The 23,014-nt window shown below is 65.0% G+C and carries 19 protein-coding genes and 1 pseudogene; 11 read left to right on the plus strand and 9 right to left on the minus strand.

The annotated features are described in order from the left end of the window. The first annotated feature begins 14 nt into the window (after positions 1 to 14). A complete protein-coding gene (locus tag AB3G31_RS21690) occupies positions 15 to 974 on the plus strand; it encodes a glycosyltransferase family 10 (RefSeq protein ID WP_367848111.1) in 960 nt (319 codons plus the stop codon). Positions 975 to 978: 4 nt separating this feature from the next. Here AB3G31_RS21690 and AB3G31_RS21695 read toward each other — a convergent pair whose 3' ends face one another. Both AB3G31_RS21695 and alr read right to left on the minus strand, forming a co-directional pair. Further along, on the minus strand, positions 979 to 2,127 hold the full coding sequence (locus tag AB3G31_RS21695; protein WP_367848112.1) for an acyltransferase family protein: 1,149 nt from the start codon (positions 2,125 to 2,127) through the stop codon (positions 979 to 981). A gap of 113 nt (positions 2,128 to 2,240) precedes the next feature. After that, the gene (gene alr, locus AB3G31_RS21700; protein WP_367848113.1) at positions 2,241 to 3,362 is read right to left on the minus strand and encodes an alanine racemase; all 1,122 of its coding nucleotides are present in this window, start codon (positions 3,360 to 3,362) and stop codon (positions 2,241 to 2,243) included. A gap of 155 nt (positions 3,363 to 3,517) precedes the next feature. On the opposite strand from alr, the gene lplT reads away from it, so the two are divergent. The 4 genes from lplT to AB3G31_RS21720 all read left to right on the plus strand — a co-directional run bounded on the left by lplT (position 3,518) and on the right by AB3G31_RS21720 (position 7,410). After that, positions 3,518 to 4,798, plus strand: coding sequence for a lysophospholipid transporter LplT (gene lplT, locus AB3G31_RS21705; protein WP_367848114.1), 1,281 nt, complete (start codon positions 3,518 to 3,520; stop codon positions 4,796 to 4,798). 4 nt (positions 4,799 to 4,802) lie between these two features. Next, complete coding sequence (locus AB3G31_RS21710) at positions 4,803 to 5,675, plus strand: DMT family transporter (RefSeq protein WP_367848115.1); 873 nt, start codon at positions 4,803 to 4,805, stop codon at positions 5,673 to 5,675. Positions 5,676 to 5,902: 227 nt separating this feature from the next. Continuing rightward, the gene (locus tag AB3G31_RS21715; protein ID WP_367848116.1) at positions 5,903 to 6,391 is read left to right on the plus strand and encodes a glutathione peroxidase; all 489 of its coding nucleotides are present in this window, start codon (positions 5,903 to 5,905) and stop codon (positions 6,389 to 6,391) included. A gap of 104 nt (positions 6,392 to 6,495) precedes the next feature. Then, positions 6,496 to 7,410, plus strand: a complete 915-nt coding sequence (locus AB3G31_RS21720) for a glutaminase (protein WP_367848117.1) — start codon at positions 6,496 to 6,498, stop codon at positions 7,408 to 7,410. Positions 7,411 to 7,503: 93 nt separating this feature from the next. Here AB3G31_RS21720 and AB3G31_RS21725 read toward each other — a convergent pair whose 3' ends face one another. Continuing rightward, entirely contained in the window at positions 7,504 to 8,385 is an 882-nt protein-coding gene (locus AB3G31_RS21725; RefSeq protein ID WP_367848118.1) for a LysR family transcriptional regulator, read from the minus strand. Between the two features lie 98 nt (positions 8,386 to 8,483). Here AB3G31_RS21725 and AB3G31_RS21730 point away from each other — a divergent pair, with 98 nt between their 5' ends. After that, complete coding sequence (locus tag AB3G31_RS21730; RefSeq protein ID WP_367848119.1) at positions 8,484 to 9,488, plus strand: NAD(P)-dependent alcohol dehydrogenase; 1,005 nt, start codon at positions 8,484 to 8,486, stop codon at positions 9,486 to 9,488. Between the two features lie 131 nt (positions 9,489 to 9,619). Then, positions 9,620 to 9,748, plus strand: a pseudogene (locus AB3G31_RS21735) (glutaminase); the annotation flags it as partial. A gap of 592 nt (positions 9,749 to 10,340) precedes the next feature. On the opposite strand, the gene AB3G31_RS21740 reads toward AB3G31_RS21735, so the two are convergent. The 6 genes from AB3G31_RS21740 to AB3G31_RS21765 all read right to left on the minus strand — a co-directional run bounded on the left by AB3G31_RS21740 (position 10,341) and on the right by AB3G31_RS21765 (position 16,107). Further along, positions 10,341 to 11,501, minus strand: coding sequence for an ROK family protein (locus AB3G31_RS21740; RefSeq protein ID WP_367848120.1), 1,161 nt, complete (start codon positions 11,499 to 11,501; stop codon positions 10,341 to 10,343). A 31-nt stretch (positions 11,502 to 11,532) separates the two neighbouring features. Beyond that, positions 11,533 to 12,312 (minus strand): ATP-binding cassette domain-containing protein, encoded by a 780-nt coding sequence (locus AB3G31_RS21745; RefSeq protein ID WP_367848121.1) that lies wholly within the window; start codon positions 12,310 to 12,312, stop codon positions 11,533 to 11,535. Continuing rightward, positions 12,313 to 13,500: a sugar ABC transporter permease gene (locus tag AB3G31_RS21750; protein WP_367848122.1), complete on the minus strand. Its 1,188-nt coding sequence runs from the start codon at positions 13,498 to 13,500 to the stop codon at positions 12,313 to 12,315. A gap of 130 nt (positions 13,501 to 13,630) precedes the next feature. Then, complete coding sequence (xylF, locus tag AB3G31_RS21755; RefSeq protein WP_367848123.1) at positions 13,631 to 14,668, minus strand: D-xylose ABC transporter substrate-binding protein; 1,038 nt, start codon at positions 14,666 to 14,668, stop codon at positions 13,631 to 13,633. A 213-nt stretch (positions 14,669 to 14,881) separates the two neighbouring features. Beyond that, positions 14,882 to 15,265, minus strand: a complete 384-nt coding sequence (locus AB3G31_RS21760) for a hypothetical protein (RefSeq protein ID WP_367848124.1) — start codon at positions 15,263 to 15,265, stop codon at positions 14,882 to 14,884. A gap of 86 nt (positions 15,266 to 15,351) precedes the next feature. Then, complete coding sequence (locus AB3G31_RS21765; protein ID WP_367848125.1) at positions 15,352 to 16,107, minus strand: YoaK family protein; 756 nt, start codon at positions 16,105 to 16,107, stop codon at positions 15,352 to 15,354. Positions 16,108 to 16,559: 452 nt separating this feature from the next. Here AB3G31_RS21765 and AB3G31_RS21770 point away from each other — a divergent pair, with 452 nt between their 5' ends. From AB3G31_RS21770 to AB3G31_RS21785, 4 genes are read left to right on the plus strand one after another with little or no spacing between them, the layout of a single operon-like run. Beyond that, positions 16,560 to 17,933 (plus strand): efflux RND transporter periplasmic adaptor subunit, encoded by a 1,374-nt coding sequence (locus AB3G31_RS21770; protein WP_367848126.1) that lies wholly within the window; start codon positions 16,560 to 16,562, stop codon positions 17,931 to 17,933. Between the two features lie 18 nt (positions 17,934 to 17,951). Then, positions 17,952 to 20,114, plus strand: a complete 2,163-nt coding sequence (locus tag AB3G31_RS21775; protein ID WP_367848127.1) for a biotin/lipoyl-binding protein — start codon at positions 17,952 to 17,954, stop codon at positions 20,112 to 20,114. Next, positions 20,111 to 22,096, plus strand: a complete 1,986-nt coding sequence (locus AB3G31_RS21780) for a hypothetical protein (RefSeq protein WP_367848128.1) — start codon at positions 20,111 to 20,113, stop codon at positions 22,094 to 22,096. The genes AB3G31_RS21775 and AB3G31_RS21780 overlap by 4 nt, the downstream gene beginning before the upstream one ends. Further along, on the plus strand, positions 22,093 to 22,998 hold the full coding sequence (locus tag AB3G31_RS21785) for an efflux RND transporter periplasmic adaptor subunit (RefSeq protein ID WP_367848129.1): 906 nt from the start codon (positions 22,093 to 22,095) through the stop codon (positions 22,996 to 22,998). Before AB3G31_RS21780 ends, AB3G31_RS21785 begins: the two co-directional genes overlap by 4 nt. Positions 22,999 to 23,014: the final 16 nt, after the last annotated feature.

The following is a 23,014-nucleotide window of genomic DNA, read 5'->3' on the forward strand; positions in this document are numbered from 1 at the left end:
AGTGGAAAGCACACATGCTCATCCGAATCGACAAAGACTGGGATTTTCCCGATGTGAAGCAACAGAGCCCCGGGTCGCGCCGCCAATGGGGGGGACACGAGTTCACCTTCGATCCGGTCAAAGAATGCGATCTGCTGGTGTCGTTAAATCCGCCCAATAAGGAAATAAAGGTCAAATGCCCGCCGGGGAATAAATGGCTATTCACCTTGGAGTCCCCGATTGAGCAATACCGGTGGCACACCGATTCATTTGAATACTTCGACAAGGTCTTCACGTATTGGGATGATTCGGTAGCCGCCAATATTGAGCACGAACAGACCGCATTGCCCTGGCATATCGGCAGGAGTTACGACCAGTTGGTGGCGTTGTCGCGTGAGCAAAGTCTGCAGGCTAAGAAAGAAGCGGTCTCGTGGGTTACCAGCAATGCCACCCACAAAGAAGGGCACAAGCTCCGGATGGGCTTCAAAGACCATTTGCTGTCCCAAAACTTCGATTTCGATCTTTTCGGCAGAGGATTCAGCCCCATCGATGACAAGTTTGACGGCATATTTCCATACCAGTACAGCATTGCCATCGAAAATTATGCGTGCAATGACTATTGGACTGAAAAAATTGCCGATTGCTTTCTGTCGTGGACCATCCCCATTTACTGGGGCGCGAAGAATATCCTGAATTACTTCCCGGAACGGTCGATGATTTTGATTGACCCTAGCGACCCTCAATCTGCACTCAAAAAAATCCGCGAGGCCATGGAAAGTGGCTATTACCACCAGAATCTGGATGCGCTTGCCGAAGCCCGGGATCTGGTACTGAACAAATACCAGCTATTCCCCCATATCACCGGGCTCATTCAAAAATACGGCGTCCAGGCCGGGGCAGACAAACGCAGGGTGTACATTCCCAAAAACAAGGCGCACGGAGAAACCCGCAGCATTTCCTCCGTTGCCGCCAAGATTTTGCGCAGAATTCTGTAAATTATCAGCGGACTTGGGGCACCGTTCGGGCGGAGAATTTCTTGGCCAGGCTGTACCTGCTGGCATCCAGGGGTTTAAATAGATAGACATAGAGCAGCAGGGCAAGCACCACCGACAGCAAGCCCGCAACCGGGCCCACCACAGCGCCAGGCAAACCCAGTTTGGATTGCACGGCCATGGCAAATGACACCGCAATCAGGTGGCCAAGATACACCGGGTAAGACAATTCGCCGATAAATCGGTCGTGTTTATAGTTTCCAAACAAGGCGAATACGACAGGAATAGCCAACGCCCACAGACCGTAGAAAATCAATACGGCATAGTGGTAGCCGATCACTGCGCCCAAAACCTCCACCCCTTTGCTGGCGCCGACCAACACCCCGATAAAAACCAGGCTTGCCAGCGCATAATTTCCAAGGCTTTTCAACTTGAACGCTTTTACCGATGGCGGTAGCTGTCGGTACAGGCGTTGGCTCAGCATGCCCAGCACGAACAAGAACACTTCAAAAGGGAAAAACCGGTATTCCCAAGGGTCTTGCTTCAAGCCCAGTATTTCGTAGACATAAATACGTGCGCACAAAGAGGCAATGGCGATGGCCATCAGCGTTCGGCTGCGCAATGCGCTGAGAAACGGCACCAGCAAATAAAATGTTAATTCCACACTGATCGTCCATGCCTGGGGAATCAGCAAATAGTGGAAGAGGGGATAACTGCTGGTGCGGTAGTCGCTGGTCCACACCAGGCCCTGGCCCGCATCGTCGGCTAGAAACATCACCCAATCCTGAAAAAACAACGTGACATTGGCGATGCCCGCCAATACAACACCCAGCACGCCATTGTGTTGTAAAGGTGCATTGAAGAATGGATGCACCGAGGTCCAGACCCATTGCCAGTGCAGCATGAGCGAGAACAGACTCAGCACCAGGGTCAACGCCAAAATAATCCAGTAGGGGATAAATATGCGCATAAACCGGCTGGCATAAAACTCAGCAGGTGTTGCATAGTGCGTGCCATACACCATTTGCATATAAAAGCCAGATATCAGATAGAAAATCTGTACGGCCTGGTGCCCGTCATGGACCGACCACGGAAAAATGGGGCCACTGTGCACGCCCACCACGCACAGTGCCAAGTACAGCCGCAAGATTCCCATAGAGACATTTTCCGGTACGTCATGGAGGGCCTTACGGTAATGGCGTTTGCGCTATCTGTCCATATTTTGCGCACATCTATAACAAGTATCTGTCTTCTATTGCGCTCAAATAACTACTCCACCACCACCGGCACCCGCTGCGCCAGCGCGCACATCAGTTCATAGCCCACCGTGCCGGCCATCTGGGCGACTTCGTCGATCGGCAACACCACGCCATTCGCGGCGCGGCCCCACAGCGTGGCCACGCTGCCCATGTGCGCTTGCGGCACGGGGGACAGGTCGACCGCCAGCATGTCCATGCTGACGCGGCCCAGGGTGCGGGTGCGCACGCCGTCCACCAGCACCGGGGTGCCGGTGGGGCAGATGCGCGGGTAGCCGTCGGCATAACCGCAGGCCACCACGCCGATGCGCATCGGTTGGTCGGCCACAAAACTGGAGCCGTATCCCACGCTTGCGCCCGTCTGCAGGTCTTGGATAGCTATTATTTTCGCAGCAAGCGTCATGGCGGGCTGCAAGCCCCAGTCGGCGGCGCTGTAGGCCGGAAAGTCGGGTGCGCTGCCGTAGATAGCAATGCCGGGGCGCACCCAGTCGCCCGCCACCTGGGTGGCCAGTGCGGGCTGCTGCAGGGGACCGCCGGGGGTGTGGCGCAGGGTGGCGGCGCTGTTGGCCACGCTGCGCTCGCCGGGCAGGTCGGCGGTGACGGCGTTGAACACCGCCATGGCCTCGGCAATGCCGCGCGGGCCGTCGGCATCGCTGAAATGGGTGATCAGCGAGATTTCATCCACCTGGGGCAGCAGGTTCAGCCGGGTCCAGGCGGAGCGGTAGCGCTCTGGCGCAAAGCCCAGGCGGTTCATGCCGGTGTTCATCTTCAGAAAGATGCGGTGCGGCACGTTGGTCTTGTGGATGGCCAGCATGTCGATCTGCGCGTCGCAGTGCACCGTGTGCCACAGGTCCAGGCGCGAGCACAGTTCCAGGTCGCGCTGCTCGAACACGCCTTCGAGCAGCAGCACCGGGCCGCGCCAGCCGAGGGCGCGCACGCGCTCGGCCTCGTTCAGGTCGAGCAGGGCGAAGCCGTCGGCCCCGCGCAGGCCCTCAAACGCGCGCTCGATGCCGTGGCCATAGGCGTTGGCCTTGACCACCGCCCAGACCCGGGCATCGCCCGCAGCGGCCCGGGCCCGGGCCAGGTTGTGGCGCAGGGCATCGGTGTGGATGGTGGCTTGGATGGGACGGGGCATGGTGGGGGTCCGTTCAGGTCAAAGGCGCGGGCTTGCGGGGTCGGTACAGGGGTATTGCGGATTTTGGCATTCCGCCACGTGATATAACCCGCTGTTCCTGAGACATGGCTTAAATCAACCCGCATCAGCCCCACTGATGCCGTTACCCCAATTTAATGAAGCGCGGTTTCTTTACCCTCATGTCGGCCCAGTTCTTCTCGTCACTGGCCGACCAAGCGCTCTTTGTCGCATCGGTAGCCATGATCCGGGGCAGCGGCGGTGCGCAATGGCAGCAAGCGGCACTGGTGCCGATGTTTGCGTTGTTCTATGTGATCCTGGCCCCCTGGCTGGGTGCCCTGGCCGATGCCTACCCCAAGGGCCGGGTGATGCTGGCCAGCAATGCCATCAAGATGGTGGGCTGCGGGATGATGCTGTTTGGCGCGCACCCGCTGGTGGCCACGGCCATCGTCGGCCTGGGCGCGGCGGCCTATTCGCCCGCCAAATACGGCATCCTGACCGAGATGCTGCCCGCCTCGCAACTGGTCAAGGCCAATGGTTGGATCGAGGGGCTGACGATTGCCTCCATCATTCTGGGCGTGCTGTTTGGCGGCCAACTGGTGGGGCCGATGCTGTCCACCAAGCTGCTGGCGCTGGACTTTCCGCTCATCGACACCGGTATCAGCACCCCGCCCCAGGCCGCCATCAGCGTGCTGATCGCGGTGTATGCGCTGGCCGCATGGTTCAACACCCGCATCCCCGACACCGGGGTGGAGATGCGCCCTATGCCGCGCAACTTCCTGGCCCTGCTGCCGGACTTCTGGCGCTGCAACTCCCGCCTGTGGAACGACAAGCTGGGCCAGATCACCCTGGCCACCACCACCCTGTTCTGGGGTGTCAGCGGCAACCTCAAATACATCGTGCTGGCCTGGAGCGCCACCGCCCTGGGCTACAGCATCACCCAGTCCACCAGCCTGCTGGGCGTGGTGGCGATTGGCACCGCCGTGGGGGCCGTGGCAGCCTCCATGCGCATGCGGCTGGACACGGCCACCAAGGTGATCCCGCTGGGCCTGGCCATGGGCCTGCTGGTGATTCTGATGAACTTCATCCACAACGTCTGGGTGGCTGTGCCATTTTTGATTGTGCTGGGCGGGTTGGGCGGCTTCATGGTGGTGCCGATGAACGCCCTGCTGCAGCACCGCGGCCACAACCTGATGGGCGCAGGCCGCTCGATTGCCGTACAAAACTTCAACGAGCAGCTGTGCATCCTGGCGCTGGGCGCGTTCTACAGCGTGTCCACCGGCATGGGGCTCTCGTCGTTTGGTGCCATCACCGCCTTTGGCCTGGTGGTGGCCGGGTTCATGTGGCTGATCCAGCGCTGGCATGCCGGCAACTGCGTGAAGCACAAGGACGAGGTCGACCATCTTTTGATGCTGGCCCGCACCGACAACACGCACTGAACGCGTGCGTTCCTCCCCCCTGCTGCCGTTCCTGGCGCTGCTGCTCAACGCCTTCATCTGGGGCGTGTCGTGGTGGCCGTTTCGGCAGTTGCAACAAATCGGGCTGCATCCGCTGTGGGCCACCTCCCTGCTGTTTGCCGTGGCCCTGGCGGGCCTGCTGGCCCTGCGCCCCGGCGCGTGGAAGGGTCTGCGCCAACCCGGCCTCTGGCTGCTGCTGGTGGCTACCGGACTGACCAACGTGTGCTTCAACTGGGCCGTGGCCATCGGCGACGTGGTGCGGGTGGTGCTGCTGTTCTACCTGATGCCCGGCTGGGCCGTGCTGCTGGCCTGGGGCCTGCTGGGCGAACGCCCCACCCGGGGGGCACTGCTGCGGCTGGCGCTGGCCGTGGCGGGCGTGCTGGTGGTGCTGTGGCCTGCGGGTGGTGTGGCGGCGACCGCACTGTCGATTGCCGACCTGCTTGCGGTGCTGGGCGGCCTGGGCTTTGCGCTGACCAACGTGCTGCTCAAGCGCCTGCACGCCGTGCCCGGCACCGAGCGCATGGCGGCCATGTTTACCGGCGGCGTGCTGATGGCCGGGCTGGCGGCGGGCATCGGCGGCCCGTTTGGCGTGGTGCCTGCCTTGCCGCCGCTGTGGGACCACGGCGGTGCGATGCTGGCGGTGGCAGGCCTGGGCGTGGCGTTTTTTCTGGGCAACATGGGCCTGCAGTTTGGCGCCTCGCGCCTGCCCACCAGCACCACGTCCATCGTGATGCTGACCGAAGTGGTGTTTGCCAGCGTGTCGTCCATCGCCCTGGGTGCCGCCAGCCTGTCGCTGCGCACGTTGCTGGGGGCCAGCCTGATCTTGCTGGCCTCCATCCTGGCCGCGCGCAGCGAATAGGGCGCACCCCCTGGCTACAGTGCTGCGCATCTTTCGCCAACCCCCTTGCAGGGGGCAACACCAGCGGCCTGGCAAAGCCAGTTCTGCGGTGTTTCTGGAAGGGGTGTCTTTGCACGGTATATAGGCTATTTGGGCCGCTTGCGCCCACTGGATGCGCAGGAGCAGCTATTTATTACATAGCAATCAAAACCATTTGCATCCGGTGTATTTCTGCTTAAATCAGGGGCATGACCACCTCCATTTTTGACTTCACCGCCACCGACATCCACGGCCAGCCCGTGGCCCTGTCGCAGTTCAAGGGCCAGGCCCTGCTGATCGTCAACACGGCCAGCGCCTGCGGCTTCACGCCGCAGTTCGCCGGGCTGGAGGCGCTGCACAAAAGCTACGGCGCCAAGGGTCTGGTGGTGCTGGGGTTTCCGTGCAACCAGTTTGGCGCGCAAGACAAGGGCAGCAACGACGAGATCGCCAGCTTTTGCCAGCTCAACTACGGCGTAAGTTTTCCCATGATGGCCAAGATCGAGGTCAACGGCGCCGGTGCCGACCCGCTGTACCAGTGGCTGTGCGCCGAGGCCCCCGGCCTGCTGGGCACCAAGGCCATCAAGTGGAACTTCACCAAGTTTCTGGTCGGCAAGGACGGCCAGGTGCGCAAGCGCTACGCACCGACTGACACGCCCCAAAGCCTGGCCAAAGATATCGAAGCCGCCTTGGAAATTTAAACAAAATCAGCCTCTAGCGCTTATTCCGCAAGCGTGAGCAGCTCTGTTTTCCATAGCAAACAGAATACCGGACAATCCGGGCTCCTTTCTGTGCGGAGCTGCGTGTGAACTTCCAAGCCATCCTCGACGACATCGTTGCTGACGTGCGGCCCCTGCTGGGCGCGCAGGGCCAGGTGGCCAGCTACATCCCGGCGCTGGCCCGGGTGTCGCCGCAGCAGTTCGGCATCGCCCTGCGCACCCGCGACGGGCTGGAGGCGGCCAGCGGCGACTTTGCCACGCCGTTCTCCATCCAGAGCATGTCCAAGCTGTTCTCGCTGACCCTGGCCATGCAGCACCTGGGCGACGCGCTGTGGCAGCGCATCGGCCGCGAGCCCTCGGGCAACCCGTTCAACTCGCTGGTGCAGCTGGAGCACGAACAGGGCAAACCGCGCAACCCCTTCATCAATGCCGGAGCCATCGCCGTGGCCGACCGGCTGCTGTCGCACGGCGACACGGTGGGCTCGCTGCTGGCCATGCTGTCCGACCTGTGTACCGAGGCCGTGCACCTCGACCCCGAAGTGGCCCGCTCCGAGGCCGACACCGGCTTTCGCAACCACGCGGTGGCCAACTTCATGAAAAGCTTCGGCAAGCTCGACAACCCGGTGGCCGCCGTGCTGGACCTGTACTTCCACCAATGCGCCATCCGCATGAGCTGCCAGCAAATGGCCCGCGCCGCTGGCTACCTGTGCCGCGACGGCCGCCACCCCCACCGCGACGGCGTCTGCGTGGTTACCGAAAGCCAGGCCCGCCGCCTCAACGCCCTGATGCTGACCTGCGGCACCTACGACGCCGCGGGCGAGTTCGCCTACCGCATCGGCCTGCCCTGCAAAAGCGGCGTCGGCGGCGGCATCGTCGCCGTGGTGCCCGACCAGCTCACCCTGTGCGTCTGGTCACCGGCGCTGGATGCCAGCGGCAATTCGCTGCTGGGGATGCATGCGCTGGAGCTGTTTGCGGCGCGCACCGGCTTGTCTATTTTTTAGGTTTTGCGGGCCTGGATCTTTCAGTAAAATCAGGCCATAGCGCATATCCCTAGTGCGCTAATAGCTACATTTACAATAGCAATTGGCATCCGACTAGCTGAACCGCTCGACCAGAAAATCCACAAAGCTGCGCAGCTTGGGCGAGCGGTAACGGTCCGGCAGGTAGACCACGCTCATCGGCCGACTGGGCAGCGTATGGGTGGCAAACAATTGCACCAGACGGCCAGCCTGCACGTCGGCCTGCAGCAGAATCGCCGGCTGCAACACGATACCCAAGCCGTGCAGGGCCGCCACCCGCAGTGCCTGCCCGTTGTTGACCTGCAGGCGACCCGAAACCGGCACGCGGCAGATGGTGTCTTGCGTGTCCGTCAAGCGCCAATGCACCAGGGCGGCGGGCGAGAACGACAGGCATTCGTGCTGGCCCAGGTCCTCGGGCGTAGCCGGTGTGCCGCGGCGAGCCAGGTACTCGGGCGATGCGCAAATCATCAGCCGGTAGGGTGCCAACGGCCGGGCGATCAGCGCCGAGTCTGGCAGCGGGCCGATGCGGATCGCCGCCTCAAAGCCCTCCTCCACCAGGTCGACCACGCGGTCGCACAGGGCCACGTCCACGCTCACCTCGGGGTAACGCGCCAGGTACACCGACAAGGCCGGTACCAGGGCTTCGGTGCCAAAGCTCACGGGCGCGCTGATGCGCAGCTTGCCTGCGGGTGCCAATTGCAGGTTCTGCGCCTGCGCATCGGTCTCGGCCACCAGACGGAGGATTTCCTTGCAGCGCGCGTAGTAGTCCTCGCCAAAAGCCGTGAGGTGCTGGCGGCGGGTGGTGCGCTGCAGTAGCTGCATGCCAAGGCGCTTTTCCAGCGTGCGCAAGTGGTTGCCCGCCATGGTCGCCGAAATGCCGCAGGCCGTGGCAGCTGCGCTGAGGCTGCCCTTTTCCACCGCCTGTACGTAGACCCGCATGCTGTCAAACACGTCCATTCAGCACTCCTTATTTCAAATCTATCAACTTAACCGAAGTTTATCTCGGATGGTTTTTAAATAAAACTGCGGTCTTCCTTCATTCCAGAGAAAACACCGTGCACGCCATCCAACTCACCGCCCATTCCCTCAGCGCTTTTCAAAGTACCGAGCTGCCCGACCCGCAGGCTGGCCATGGCGAGGTACTCGTGCGCATGCGCGCCGCCACGCTGAATTACGCCGACGTGGCCGTGGCCACCGGTGCCTTCCCCGGCGCCAGTTTCCCGATGGTTCCGGTCGCCGATGGTGCGGGCGAGATTGCGGCCCTGGGCGCAGGTGTCAGCGGCTGGGCCGTGGGCGACCGCGTGGTGCCGCACTTCATGCCCGGCTGGCAAGACGGCCCGATGGCACCGCGCAAGGTGGTCGGCATGCGCGGCATCAGCTTGCCGGGTTCGCTGGCCGACTACGTGGCCGTGCCCGCCCACAGCCTGGTCGCCCTGCCCGCGCATCTGGATTTCGTCCAGGGTGCGGCGCTACCGATCGCCGCCACCACCGCGTGGAACGCCGTGCGTTCGGCCCCGCTGCGGCCAGGCTCGGTGGTGCTGCTGCTGGGTACAGGCGGTGTCAGCATCTTTGCCCTGCAGTTCGCCAAAGCATCCGGCGCGACGGTGATCCTGGCTTCGTCCTCCGACGAAAAGCTGGAGCGCGCGCGCCAACTCGGTGCGGACCACCTGGTCAACTACCGCGCCACCCCCGCCAGGGACGCAGAAGTGCTGAAACTCACCGGCGGGCGCGGTGTCGACCTGGTGGTGGAAACCGTGGGCGGGGCCACCATTGCCCGCTCGCTCAACGCCACCGCCATGGGCGGCACGGTGTTCACCGTAGGCTTCCTTACCGGCACCGCCGCATCGGTTGATCTGCTGCCCGTCATCGTCAAGGGCCTGCGCATCGTCGGCAACAGCACCGGCTCGGTGGCCGACCTGGCCCAGGCCACCCGCGCGATTGCCGCCCACCGCATCGTGCCCGTGATCGACCGCATCTTCGGCATCAATGACACCAGCGCCGCCTATACCGAGCTCAGCGCTGGCGGACGCCACTTCGGCAAGCTGGCCATTGTGCATTGAGGCAGGGCCTGGAGAATCACGACAAATATGGCGCTAGCGCTTATTCCACCAGCGCCAGAAGCTACTAATACCATAGCACCCTCCCACCCAAGCGTCCAGCCCGCGCCGCCGGTTAGCTGTGCTGCGAAAGCGTGGCCGTGGCGCCCGACCAGCTCACCCTGTGCGTCTGGTCTCCGGCGCTGGATGCCAGCGGCAATTCGCTGCTGGGGATGCATGCGCTGGAGCTGTTTGCGGGGCGGACGGGGTTGTCTATTTTTTAGGGATGGGGTTGGAAGGGAATTGGGTGTTTGCGCCCATTGCATGGGCGTGAGAAGCTATGAATAAAATAGCAATTTCCAACCGCAATAGGTATCCTGCCTCCGGGCTGCTTGGACGCACGCGGAAATCTCCGCATCGTGCGGCCGTTTTCGGCCAAAAGCAGAAACCTGAATTGCCATTTCAAATCACTTAAATGAAGAATTACTCGGTGCTCGTGGAGCGGTGGCTGTTGCCTGAGTCGATACCTCCTGTAGTGCGTCCAGTAGTGGAGTCGCTCCGAAAGATGGGTATTAAGGTCTGCAGCGTCGGCATGGAGAATCCGAAAGCGCCAACGCACTATGTATTCGTTGACCAGCCATTTGACGCTCAGAAACTACTAGCCGAACTACACGAAAGCACTGGTCTAAGCGTTGACCAAAACGGTTCAGGAATCAACTCCCGAGAATATGTATGGATAGGATTTGAGGCGGGCATTTGCATGGTCGCTAACTCTCAGCCATCCACACTCTGAAAATTCAAGCCAAATAGGCTTCTACCGCCCATCCAACAAGCACAAGCAGCTACTAATCCCATAGCACCTATCCCGCCCCAACCTCACCCCCCCACGTTCCCCGCCCGCGCCCTGCGCGCTTCTGAATTCGGGTGCATGGGCCGCAAATACTCGTGCAGCGTCAGCGCCGCCGCCCCCACCACGGCGGCGAGGGGGCCGTAGCGGGCCATGCGGATGCTGGGGGCGGGCATGCCGGAGCTGGCGGCGTAGGTGGCTACGGTGGCCAGGGCGCTTTGCAGGAATTCGGGGTGGTGGTCGCAGGATTGGCCGCCGACCACGATGGCACGGGGGTTGAAGGTGGTCCACAGGTTTTGCAGCAGCACGCCCAGGTAGTGGCCCGAGCGGCCCAGGTCTACCGCCTTGCCGTCCTGGCCGCTGAGGGCGCGCAGGCCGATGAAGGCTTCGGCGCAGCCCCGGCGGCCGCAGGAGCACAGCGGGCCGTCGATCTGCATGATGGTGTGGCCGATTTCCCCGGCCATGCCTTGCGCACCACTGAACAGCCGGTCGTTGGAGACGATGCCCGCGCCCACGCCCGCGTCGCAGCTCACAAAGATCAGGGGGTCTTCGCCCTCGCCGTCGGCAAATTCGTACTCGCCCAGGGCACCCGCGTCGGCGTCGTTTTGCAGCTGCAGCGGCACCGGCGGCAGGCCGACCTCGGCCAGGGCGCGGGTCAGGTGGCCGAGCAGGTCCAGGTTGCGCCAGCCCAGGTTGGGGGCAAACAGCACCAGGCCGCTGGCGTGGTCGATGGCGCCCGGGGTGCACACGCCCACGCCCACCAGTTCCAGGCCCACCGCCACCAGTTCGGCATAGGCCGTGGCCACCATGCGGGCGGTTTGCCCGCTGGCCAGGGCCGGGTCGGTGCTGGCCAGCGGCTGCTCGTCGGCATGCAGGATTTCGCCCTGCAGGCTGACGCAGGCCACGCGCAGCACGCCAACGGCGATTTCCACCCCGATCAGCGCGCGCTTGCCCTCGTGGATGCGCAGCGGCGTGGACGGGCGGCCCAGGCCTTCGTTGACGGTTTCCATGGCCTCGGTGAGCCAGCCGTCATCCAGCAGCTCGCGCACCAGCAGGCTGACGGTGGATTTGGTCAGGCCGCTCTCGGTGGCCAGCCGCGCCCGCGACAGGCCGGGCTGGGCGCGCAGCAGACGCAGCAGCACGCTGCGGTTGATGCGCTTGACGAGTTGCTGGTCGCCGGTGGTTTTCATAGGGGCTTGCCGAGTGGGGAAAGCGCTAAGTCTAGTGTGCTGCGCGCTCGGTTTGCGGCTTGCCTTCGGGGCGTTTGCCGGTGATGACCATGCCCAGCACCTCGTCCTCGGTCACGTCGGCGGTGGCGTAGGTGCCGACCAGCTTGCCGTTTTTCATCACCGCCAGCCGGTCGCTCAAGCCAAACACGTCGGGCATGTCGTGGGTGATCAGGAAGATGCCCACGCCTTCGCTCTTGAGCTGCTGCACCAGGCGGCCGACCATGGCGGTTTCTTCAGGGCCCAGCGCGGCGCAGGGCTCGTCCATGATCAAAATGCGGGCGTTGAAGAACAGCGCCCGCGAGATGGCCACCACCTGGCGCTGGCCGCCCGAGAGCTGCCGCACCGGCACGCGGATGTTGGTGAAGTTCTTGTTCAGGCGGGCAAACACCTTGCGGGCGTGGACCTCCATGAAATGGTCGTCCAGGGTGTTCCAGCGGGTCATCTTCTCGCGGCCCAGGAACAGGTTGGCCACCGAGTCGAGGTTGTCGGCCAGGGCCAGGGTTTGGTAGATGGTTTCAATGCCCTGGGCCTGGGCCTCGGCGGGGGTCCGGATGTGCACTTTGTGCCCGGCCACCAGGGTGTCGCCAGAGTCGATGGGGTAGGCCCCGGCCAGCATTTTCATCAGCGTGGATTTGCCCGCGCCGTTGTGGCCCAGCAGGGCGACCACTTCGCCGGGATACAGGTTGACGCTGACACCGTCTACCGCGACCACGCCGCCAAAGGCTTTGCGGATGTCGCGCAATTCGACCAGGGGTTGGGAGAGGTCGGCCATTTAGCGGTCTCCCGTGAATTTGCGGTACAGCACATCGAAGACGACGGCCACGATCAGCACCTGGCCGATGATGACCATGCGCTTGCCGATGGACACGTCCAGCAGCAGCATGCCGCTGTCCAGTGACTGCATGATTAGCGCGCCCAGCACCGAGCCGAAGATCGACCCGCTGCCCCCGGCCAGCGCGGTGCCGCCAATCACGGCAGCGGCAATCACGTACAGCTCCATGCCGGTGCCCAGCGAATTGGTGCCGGCATTCAGCCGCGCGATGGAAACAATCGCGGCAATCGTGATCAGCACGCCCAGCAGCGCGAACAATTGCAAGGTCACCTTCTTGACCGGAATGCCCACCAGCGCCGCCGCGTCAGGGTTGCCGCCCATGGCGTACACGTAGCGGCCAAAGCGGGTGCGGTGCACCAGAAACGACAAGCCGCCCGCCACCACCGCCCAGATCAGCACCGGCACCGGGATGCCTTGGGGCTCGGTCTTGCTGGATATCTGGTAGTGGTTCATGGCGCTGGCAAAGGCCAGCAGCAGCGCGATGGGCACGCCGACCAGCAGCGCCTCCATCCACAGCGGGTCGGTGGCCACGCCGTGCTGCTGGCGGGTGCGGCGCTTTTGCACGGCGCGCAGCAGCATCCCGGCGCTGAGCAGGCCCACCACCACCCAGCTGGCGGTGGCGCCGATGCCGCCGTCGTAGCCGCCGCCCAGGCGCAGAAAGAAATCGTTGGTGACCGGCTGGGTCTTGCCGTCGGCCACCAGAAAGGCCGCGCCGCGAAACGACATCAGCCCACCCAGGGTGACCACAAACGAGGGCACGCCCAGCACCGCCGTGAGCCAGCCCTGGTAGATCGATACCGCCATGGCCACCGCCAGCCCGGCCAGGCAGGCCGTGGGCCAGGACCAGTTGGCGCTGTACTGCAGGTAGGCAATGAGCACGCCCACAAAGCCCATCACCGAGCCCACCGACAGGTCGATGTGCCGGGCCACGATGACCAGCACCATGACGGTGGACACAATGCCCACCACCGCCGTCTGCTGGGCGATGTTGTAGAGGTTTTCCGGCGAGAAAAACAGGCCGCCGGACATCAGGCCAAAGCCCAGTGCCAGTACGGCCAGCACCAGGCTCATCAGCACCAGCCGCCAGTCGATGGCGGCGTTGCGCCAGGGGTTGGGGGAATCGGTCATGGGATTTTTTGTAGAGTTGCAGGGGCCATCCAACCCTCACCCCGGCCCTCTCCCATGCTTGGGAGAGGGAGGTGGACTTGTCCCCTCTCCCGCGAGCGGGAGAGGGTTAGGGTGAGGGCGGAAGTCCGATTTACTTGCAGGCCGCCGGTGCCGCCGCAGCGTCCACACCCTTGCAGAGCTCGTCCTTCTTGATCCAGCCCGCCTTCACCACCACGTCGAGGTTGTCACGGGTGATGGCCACGGGGGCCAGGAAGTGCGACTCCAGCGCAATCTTCTTCTCGCCACCGCTCCAGCTCACGGCACCGGGCACCTTTTTGCCATTGCCCAGAGCCACGGCGGCGCTGGCGGCTTCGCTGCCCAGGGCGCGGGCATCTTTCCACACCGAGACAGTTTGCGAGCCCAGGGCCACGCGGTTCAGTGCGGCAAAGTCGCCGTCCTGGCCGGACACCGGAATGCCCTTGATGCCCTTGCTGGTGAGTGCCGCCACCACGCCACCGGCGGTGCCGTCGTTGGAGGCGATCACCGCATCCACCTTGCCGCCCACCTTGGTGAGGATCTGCTCCATGTTCTTTTGCGCCACTTCGGGCTTCCAACCGTCGGTGTATTCCTCGCCCACGATCTTGATGGCACCGGACTTGACGGCAGCGGCGATCACCTCTTGCTGGCCTTCGCGCAGGAAGTCGGCGTTGGGGTCGGTGGGCGAGCCCTTGATCATCACGTAGTTGCCCTTGGGCTGGGCCTTGAACACGGCGCGGGCCTGCATGCGGCCCACTTCCTTGTTGTCAAAGGTGATGTAGAACACTCCGGGCGCTTCGATCAGGCGGTCGTAGGCAATGACGGGCACCTTTTGCTTGGTGGCCTTGTTGACGGCGGGCAGGATGGCATCCTTGTCCATGGCCAGCACGATCAGCACTTTTGCGCCCTTGGTCATCAGGCCTTCGATGTCACCCAGCTGCTTCTCGGGCGAGCCACCGGCATCGGCGCTGATGTACTTGGCACCCAGCTTCTCCAGCTGCGCCTTGATGGCACCTTCGTCGGTTTTCCAGCGTTCCTCCTGGAAGTTGGACCAGCTCACCCCCACCGTCATTTGCGCCAGCGTGGCGGTGCTGACGGTCCCGAGGGCGGCCAGTGCCAGGACGGACAGGGTTGTCTTGAATGTGTTTTTCATGCTTGTCTCCATTGGGTGCCTTTAACAGGCGGGTCTGGTAAGGCGAATGCGAGGTAGATAGTTCGACTTCCGGACGAACTATCCGGCATTTTGCAGATTGCCGAACTAGGACTTGCCCTAGGTTGCGATGCAAAGGGCCGCCAACACACTTTTGAATGAAATCAGCCGCTCGTGCTCATTCCATGAGCGTGAGCAGCTATCAAAACCGCAGCATCAACCGATCGTGTTGGCGATACGGGTATAGAAGGCCATGTCGTGCCGGTACTGGGTGTCGGAGATCTGGCGGTTGGTGTGCTGGGTGGTCAGCTGGTCCATCACCTTGCGGACCTGGGCCTGCGGGCTGGCGCTGCCGGGGGTGCTACCGGGCCCACCGCCATCAGGGTTGCGCTGCTGGATCAGGTCCATCGCGCGGCTGGACAGGGACACGCTGGCCTGGGACTGGGCCAACAGGTCTTTGGCGGCTTGGGAGATGGTGACGGTGTCGGTGGCGGCGGGGGCCGACGTGGTTTCGGTCGCCTTAGGTGCAGCCTGCCGGGTCGGTGCAGCGCTGGCCAGGGTGGCCAGGGTAGATTGCAGACGGCTGGCTTGGATGTGCATGGTGCACCAACCATAACCAGGCCGTCGCGCCGCGAAGTCCCGAAAAGCGGGTCAAAAATGCCGCTTTCTCACCCGCCCCCAGCGGGCTAGCCCACGCGGACGGGCCGCCGGGGCCGCACCAGGTCGGCCACCAGCGGCGGCAACGACAGGCCCAGCAGCAGCAGCGCCAGCGGCACCACCCAGATAAAGCCGACGTATTTGAAGCCGGTAGCCCCCACCAGCCCGCCCACCACAAAGGCCGACAGCAAGGTGGCGTACAGGCGCAGCTTGGTGCGATTGGCCCGCACGCGGGATGCCAGCGGGCTGCCCTCGCGGTTCATGTAGAACAGCTTGCCCAGCTCGATGCCAAGGTCGGTGATCACGCCGGTCATGTGGGTGGTGCGGATCTGCGAGGCCGAAAGCTTGGACACCACGGCGTTTTGCAGCCCCATGGTGAAGGCCAGCACCAGCAACGTGAGCGGCACGGCAAACGGGGTCTGGCGGTTCAGCGTGCCACCGATCAGGCCAAACACCAGCAGCAGCAAGGCCTCGCACAGCAAGGGCAGCGCGTATTGGCTGCGCAGATGGTGCTGCCGCGCCCAGTTCACCAGCACGGCCGTGGTTCCCGCGCCCGCGGTGAAGGCCAGCAAGGCGCCCAGCGCGCCCAGCACGAGCTTGATGTTGCCCAGCACCAGGTTGTCGGACAGCATGGAGGCAAAGCCGGTCATGTGCGAGGTGTACATGCCCACCACCAGAAAGCCGCCTGCGTTGATGGCCCCCGCATTGAACGCCAGCAGGCCGCCCAGCAGCCGGTTGGTGGCCGCAATGCGGTGCTGGCTGGTCAGGTGGCGAAGGCGGCGCATGCAGTGTACTTTGGTAAGAAATCAGGGCCTAGCGCTTATTCTATAAGCACAAACAGCTACCAAAAAAGTAGCAACAACCGACTGGCATCGCCCGGAACAAAGACACCGGCACATCGCCCTGCATGGCCGGCTTGCAGCCCGACGCGGGCACCGATCGATACGCACAGGGTGCCGGCCAGCAGCGCCCCTGCAGAAGGCATTTTCCGCCATCGAAGCCGTTGCGGGTCGGCAACAGCCCACCCACCCTGCGAAGCCCTGAAAAGCGGGCGGGAAAAGCCGTTCGACCTGTAACAAGATATGTTGTTTCAATTTGTTATATGACGTATAAGTATGTAGCAAATGGTGCATGTTGGGGTCTTGCACCGTTCACAATGTTTCTGCCAAACAGAACGCAAAAGAATGTACACAATTCCCTTCAGGATTGAGATCGTTGCGCGGCCCACGCTGACGACATGAGCGTTCGCCCCCAAGACCCCTCCATGCTGGCGCTGTCGCTGCAGGCCACCGTGCTTTCGCATGCGCGCCTGCGGGAAGCGGCCACCGCGTTTGCCAGTGAAATCGCCAGCGCCCGAGGCTGTACGCGGGTCAGCGTGGGGTTTCTGGTCAACGGTTGCATCACCCTGGTGGCGGTGTCACACGGCAGCGACGAAGGCCTGGGCGGCAAGGCTTTCGCCAACCTGGCCGCCGCCATGGACGAGGCGGTGGCGCAAGGGGCCAGCGTGCGCTGGCCCGCCGACGGGGCCCCGGCCATCCGGCTGGCGCACAGCCGCCTGGCCACCGGCGCGGTCGGCGGCGTGGCCACCGTGCCCATCGTCTACATCGGCGAGGCTATTGGCGCGGTGACCTGCGAGTGGTCGACCTGCCCACCGGGCCTGGCGCTGCTGGTGCAGGAACTGGAAAACCTGGTGAGCCTGGCCGGGCCGGTGCTGTACCTGATGCACCAGCGCGAGGCTCCGTTGGGCAGGCGCGTGGCCCACGCACTGCGCCGCAGCGGCCGCAGGCTGCGCTCGGCCGAGGGGGCGCGCCTGCGCATCGCCGTGGCGCTGGCGCTGCTGGCGGCGGTAGCCTTGTTGGCCTGGCCCGCGGCGTACCGTGTGGGCGGCCGCGCGCATATCGAAGGCGAGCAGCAACGCTCGCTGGTGGCGCCCGCAGATGGTTTTCTCAAGGCGGCCCATGTCCGTCCCGGCGACCATGTCAAGGCCGGGCAGGTGCTGGTGGAAATGGCCGACCAGGACCTGGCGCTGCAGCGGCGCAAATGGACCAGCGACCTGGGCCAGCAGGAAAACGCCTACGCCAGCGCCGTGGCCCGCGCCGACCGCGCGGCCATGGTGATCGCCCTGGCCCGCGCCGATGAAGCCCGCACGCACCTGGAGCTGGTCGATGCCGAGCTGGCCCGTTCGCGCATCCTGGCGCCGTTTGACGGCATCGTGGTCGACGGTGACCTGAGCCAGTCGCTGGGCGCGCCGGTAGAGCGCGGCAAGCCGCTGATGGTGATGGCCCCGCTGGAGCGCTACCGTGTGGTGGTGCAGGTCGACGAACGCGACATTGCCGACGTAAAGACCGGCCAGCAGGGCTCGTTGGCGCTGTCCGCCCTGCCCTGGGATGCACTGCCGATCCGCGTGACACGCATCACGCCGGTGGCGCATGCGGTAGACGGGCGCAATGTGTTCGATGTGGAAACCGACATTACCGCCGACGCCACCCGCATCCGGCCGGGGCTGGAGGGCGTGGCCAAGATCACCGTGGGCCAGGCGCCGCTGGCCTGGGTGGGCTCGCACCGCCTGGTGGAATGGGTCCGGCTGGCTGTTTGGGGCTGGCTGCCTTAGCACCCGCCCTGTCGCAGCATGGAAACCTCCCTCTTCAGCCCCCGCTGGTACCGCGTCGCCGGATTGCGGCCCCAACTGCGCGCCCAGGTAGACCTACAGCGGCAAGTGCAGCGCGGCACGCCGTGGTACGTGCTGCAAGACCGCAGCAGCGACAGCGTGCACCGCCTGAACGCAGCGGGTCACGCCTTTCTGGGCCGCTGCGATGGCTCTGTGACGGTGCAGCAGGTATGGGACGCGCAGTTGGCCGACCGGCCCGAAGCAGCGATATCGCAGGACGAAGTGATCGAGCTGCTGGTGGCCCTGCATGGCCGTGGGCTGGTGCAGTTCGACGTGACACCCGACGTGGAAAACCTCTTCCACATGCAAGACCGGCGGCAACGCCGTCGGCGCCGTGGCGGCGTCAATCCGATGGCTTTTCGGCTCACGCTGGGCGACCCTTCGCGCGCACTCGACCGGCTGGCCCGGCTGGCGCCCTGGGTGTTCTCGGGTGCAGGCCTGGGCCTGTGGCTGGTGGCCGTGCTCGCGGCAAGCCTGGCCGCGGCCATGCACTGGACCGAACTGCTGACCTACGCCGACAAGGTGCTGCATTCACCCGGCTATCTGCTGACCGCCTGGCTGATGTACCCGCTGATCAAGACCGTGCACGAAGCCGCCCACGCGCTGGCCTTGCGCCACTACGGCGAGCACGTGCGGCTGGCCGGTATCACGCTGGTCCTGCTCAACCCGGTGCCCTTCGTCGACGCCTCCGCCGCCGAAGGCCTGCGCAGCCGCCACCAGCGCGCTTTGGTGAGTGCGGCTGGCATCATGGCCGAACTGCTGGTCGCGGCAGGGGCCATGGCGGTGTGGCTGGCAGTGCAGCCGGGGCTGGTGCGCGACGTGGCCTTCATCACCCTGCTGATCGGGGGCCTGTCCACCCTGCTCACCAACGGCAATCCGCTGCTGCGCTATGACGGTTACTACGTTTTTTGCGACCTGCTGGATCTGCGCAACCTGGCCACCCGCAGCGGCCGCTACGGGACCGAAGGGCTGGCGCGCCACCTGTTCGGCATCCGCACCCCGGTGCCGCTGGAGGTATTGCCCGGCGAAGGCTTCTGGCTGCTGGTCTATGCGCCCCTGTCCTGGGTGTACCGGCTGGTGCTGTCGGTGGCGGTGGGGCTGTGGGTGGGCAGCTTCTCGTCGCTGGTGGGCTTTTTTGTCGGACTGATGATGCTGATCGCCAACATCGGTCTGCCGCTGTGGCGCGTGCTGCAGATGCTGCGCACCGCCGCCACCGAAGACGGCGTGCGACACCGCGCCGCCTGGCGCGCCGGTGCGGTGGCCCTGGTGGTGGTGGGCCTGCTGGGCTGGCTACCCGTGCCGGACCGCACCCTGGTCGAAGGCGTAGTCTGGCTGCCCGACCAGGCCCAGATCCGCGCCAACACCGACGGCTTTATCCAGGCGCTGCATGCGCGCAACGGCCAGCACGTCCAAACCGGCGAGCTGATCGCCACCCTGTCCGACCCGCAACTCACCGCCCAGCGCGCCACGCTCCACGCCGATGCCGCCGAACTCGATGTGCGGTTGTTCCGCGCCATGGACACCGCGCCCCAGGATGCTCCTGACCTGCGCGAGCGCCTGGCCTACGCGCAGGCCGAGCTGGCACGGGTGGACGACAAGCTCGCCCAGCGCGAGATCCGCGCATTGGGCAATGGCTTGCTGGTGCTGCCGCACGAGGACGAAGTGGTCGGGCAGTTCCACAAGCGCGGCGACCGCATCGGTTACCTGCTGACCGCAGCGCCCACCGTGGTGCGTGTGGCCTTGCCACAGCAAGAGGCAGACCTGGTGCGTGGCAGCCCTTCCACCGTGCAGGTCCGCCTGGCCGACGGCTTCGCCAGCGTACACACGGGCCGCATCGCCGCCAGCGTACCCGGCGCGGCCATGCGCCTGCCCAGCGCCGCGCTGGGCGACACCGCAGGCGGACGCATCGCCACCGACAGCAGCGACAAGGAAGGGCTCACGCCACGCCAACCGGTGGTGGTGATGGACGTGGAGCTGGCCCCACCCAACGCCGCCGCCCATACCAGCGACCGGGTCGGCGCGCGCGCCCTGGTGCGCTTCGACCACGGCACCCGGCCCATCGCCGCGCAGGCGGTGCGCCAACTGCAGCAATTGTTCCTCGGCCATTTCAACCCTTCCACATGAACGCCAGCACCCTGCCCATCCCCGGTCTGTGCTGGGGCCATTACCCGGAACGCAGTGAGCCCACAGGCCCACGCCAATGGCGGCGCGCGCCCCTGCTGGCCTGGGGCTGGCCGGGTGAACTGCGTGGCCGCGCAGAGCAGGCGGCACGCCAGGCCATGGCCCTGCAAGACCTGTCGGCACAGGCCTTTGCGGCACAGGGCGCCATGCTGCAGCAGCGCATATTGCACAACGGCTGGCGGCGCGAGGTACTGGTGCAGGCCTGTGCCCATGCGGCAGAAGGGGCGCGGCGCGCACTGGGCTGGATAGCCTACGTGGAACAGCTGATGGCCGCGCTGGCCCTGCTGGACAACCAGATGGCGGAAATGGCCACCGGCGAAGGCAAGTCGCTGGCGGCGGCCCTGGCCGCCGGGGTGGGTGCGCTGGCTGGCATTCCGGTGCATGTGCTCACGGCCAACGACTACCTGGTGGAGCGCGATGCCACCACCTTCGCACCGTTTTATGCCTTGCTGGGCCTGCGTGTGGCCTTCGTCACGGCACCCCAGTCGACTGAGATGCGCCGCTTGGCCTATGCGCAGCCGGTGGTCTACGCCACGGCGCGGGAGGTCGCCTTCGACTACCTGCGCGACCGGCTAAGCCACGGCACACCCCGGCAGGCGCTGCAGCGCCGGGTGCAGGCACTGGCCGCACCCATGGGGGCGCAGCCGCTGCTGCGCGGCCTGTGCATGGCGGTCATCGACGAGGCCGACAACATCCTGGTCGACGAGGCACAGATGCCCCTGGTCCTGACCCGCGCAGTGGCGCAGGCCAGCGACCGGGCCTTCCTGTGGCAGGCGTACGCGCTGTCAGCCCGCCTGGCCACCGGGGTGGATTACCAGCTGCAGGAAGACACGCGCCGCGTGCAGCTCACCGAGACGGGCCGCACCCACATCGCCACACTCACGGCCACGCTTGGCCCGCTGTGGCTGAACAGCCGCCACCGCGACGAAACCCTGGCCACCGCGCTCACTGCGCGGCACGCGCTGGTCCGCGACCGGGACTACCTGCTCATGCAGTCACCAGACACACCCGGTGGGCAGGAAGTTGTGATCGTCGACACCGTGAGTGGCCGCATCGCCGAGGGCCGCAAGTGGTCGCACGGCTTGCATGCGCTGGTGTCCATCAAGGAAGGCTGCAAGCTGCCCGCCGAGACGGAAACCCTGGCGCAGATTACCTTCCAGCGATTTTTCCGACGCTACCACCGTCTGGGCGGCATGAGCGGCACCCTGCGCGAAGCGCGGGCCGAATTGCGCTCCTTGTATGGCTGCGGCATGGTGCAAGTACCGCCGCGTCTGCCAAGCCAGCGCCTGGCCTGGCCGACGCGCCTGTATGCCGACGAGCCCGCGCGGTGCCGCGCCGCAGTAAAACGTACGCAGGAGCTGGTCGCCCTCGGCCGCCCGGTGCTGATCGGTTGCGACTCGGTCGAGGCTTCGCAAGCCATGGCCCTCGCCTTGGGCCAGGCCGGCATCGCCCATGCGGTGCTGAACGCCCGCTTTGATGCCGAAGAGGCCGCCATCGTGGCGCGCGCCGGGCAGCGCGGCCAGGTCACCGTGGCTACCAACATGGCCGGGCGCGGCACCGACATCCAGCCCGATGCCGCAGCCCTGGCCGCGGGCGGCCTGCATGTGCTGAGCTGCCAGCGCAACGCATCCCAACGCCATGACCGCCAGCTCCTGGGCCGCGCGGCACGCCAGGGCGAGCCCGGCAGCGGCGAAGTCTGGCTGGTGCTGAACCCGGACGACCACCCTACCCATGGCCTGCGCGCACGTTGCGCCAGCCTGGCATCCCCCGATGGCCGGATGCCCGTGCCCGCCTGGCTGCAAACCCTGTGGCGGCAGGCCGCCCAGGACCGGGAAGACAGCCGCCGGGCCCGCCGCCGCCGCCAATTGTTCCGAAACGACCTGGCCATGGACGACGGCCTGTCTTTCTGTGGATCGACCGAATGAAAAACCATCGCTACCAATTCCTGTTTTCCGCCTTTCGAAAGTCGCCCAGCGTCCTGGCGGCATGGGTAGGCCTGTGCCTGGGCCTTCCGGTCGCTGCCCAGCCGGTGCCCATGGCTCCGCCCACTGCATCCATGGCATCGCTCGCCTGCCTGATCCTTCCCGAGCGGGTGGCCGACATCGGCAGCGCGGTGATCGGCATCGTCGAGACCATCGAGGTGGAACGCGGCGACACCGTGCGCAAGGGCCAGGTGCTGGTCCGTATGCGCGCCGAGGTGGAACGCGCCAACAACGAGGTCGCACGCTCACGTGCCTTGAGCGAAGCCGAGCTGCGCGGCGCGCTGGCTGCACGCGATCTGGCCCAGCTCAAGCTGGACCGCTCGCACTCCCTGAAGGCCGAGAACTTCATCTCGACGCAGGCGGTCGAACAAGTCCAGGCCGAATTGCGCGTGGCCCATGAAAAGGTGGCCCAGGCCCGCGAGAACCTGCGCACGCTGGCGCAGGAGGTACACATGTCCGACGCGCAATCCGCGCAACGGATTTTGCGCAGCCCGTTCGACGGCGTGGTCATCGAACGCTACGCAAATCCCGGGGAACGCTTCGAAGACAAGCCGCTGCTGAAAGTGGCGGCCATCCGCCAATTGCGCGTGGAGGTGGTAGCGCCGACCGCATTGTTCGGCAGCCTCCAGCCGGGGCAAGAAGTGATGGTGTCGCCCGAGTTGCCGGGCGCTGCACCGCGCACTGCGCGCATCGCCCAGATCGACCGCGTGCTCGACCCGGCCAGCAACACCTTCCGGATGCGGCTGGACCTGCCCAACACCGATGCCAGCCTGCCCGCCGGACTGCGCTGCAAGGCGGATCTCGGCCTGCGGGCGGCCAGGCCGCCGGCTTCCGCCGCACGCTGAGCACCGGCCTGTTCCA

It is taken from the genome of Rhodoferax sp. WC2427 (assembly GCF_040822085.1).
Taxonomy (GTDB): Bacteria; Pseudomonadota; Gammaproteobacteria; order Burkholderiales; family Burkholderiaceae_C; genus Rhodoferax_B.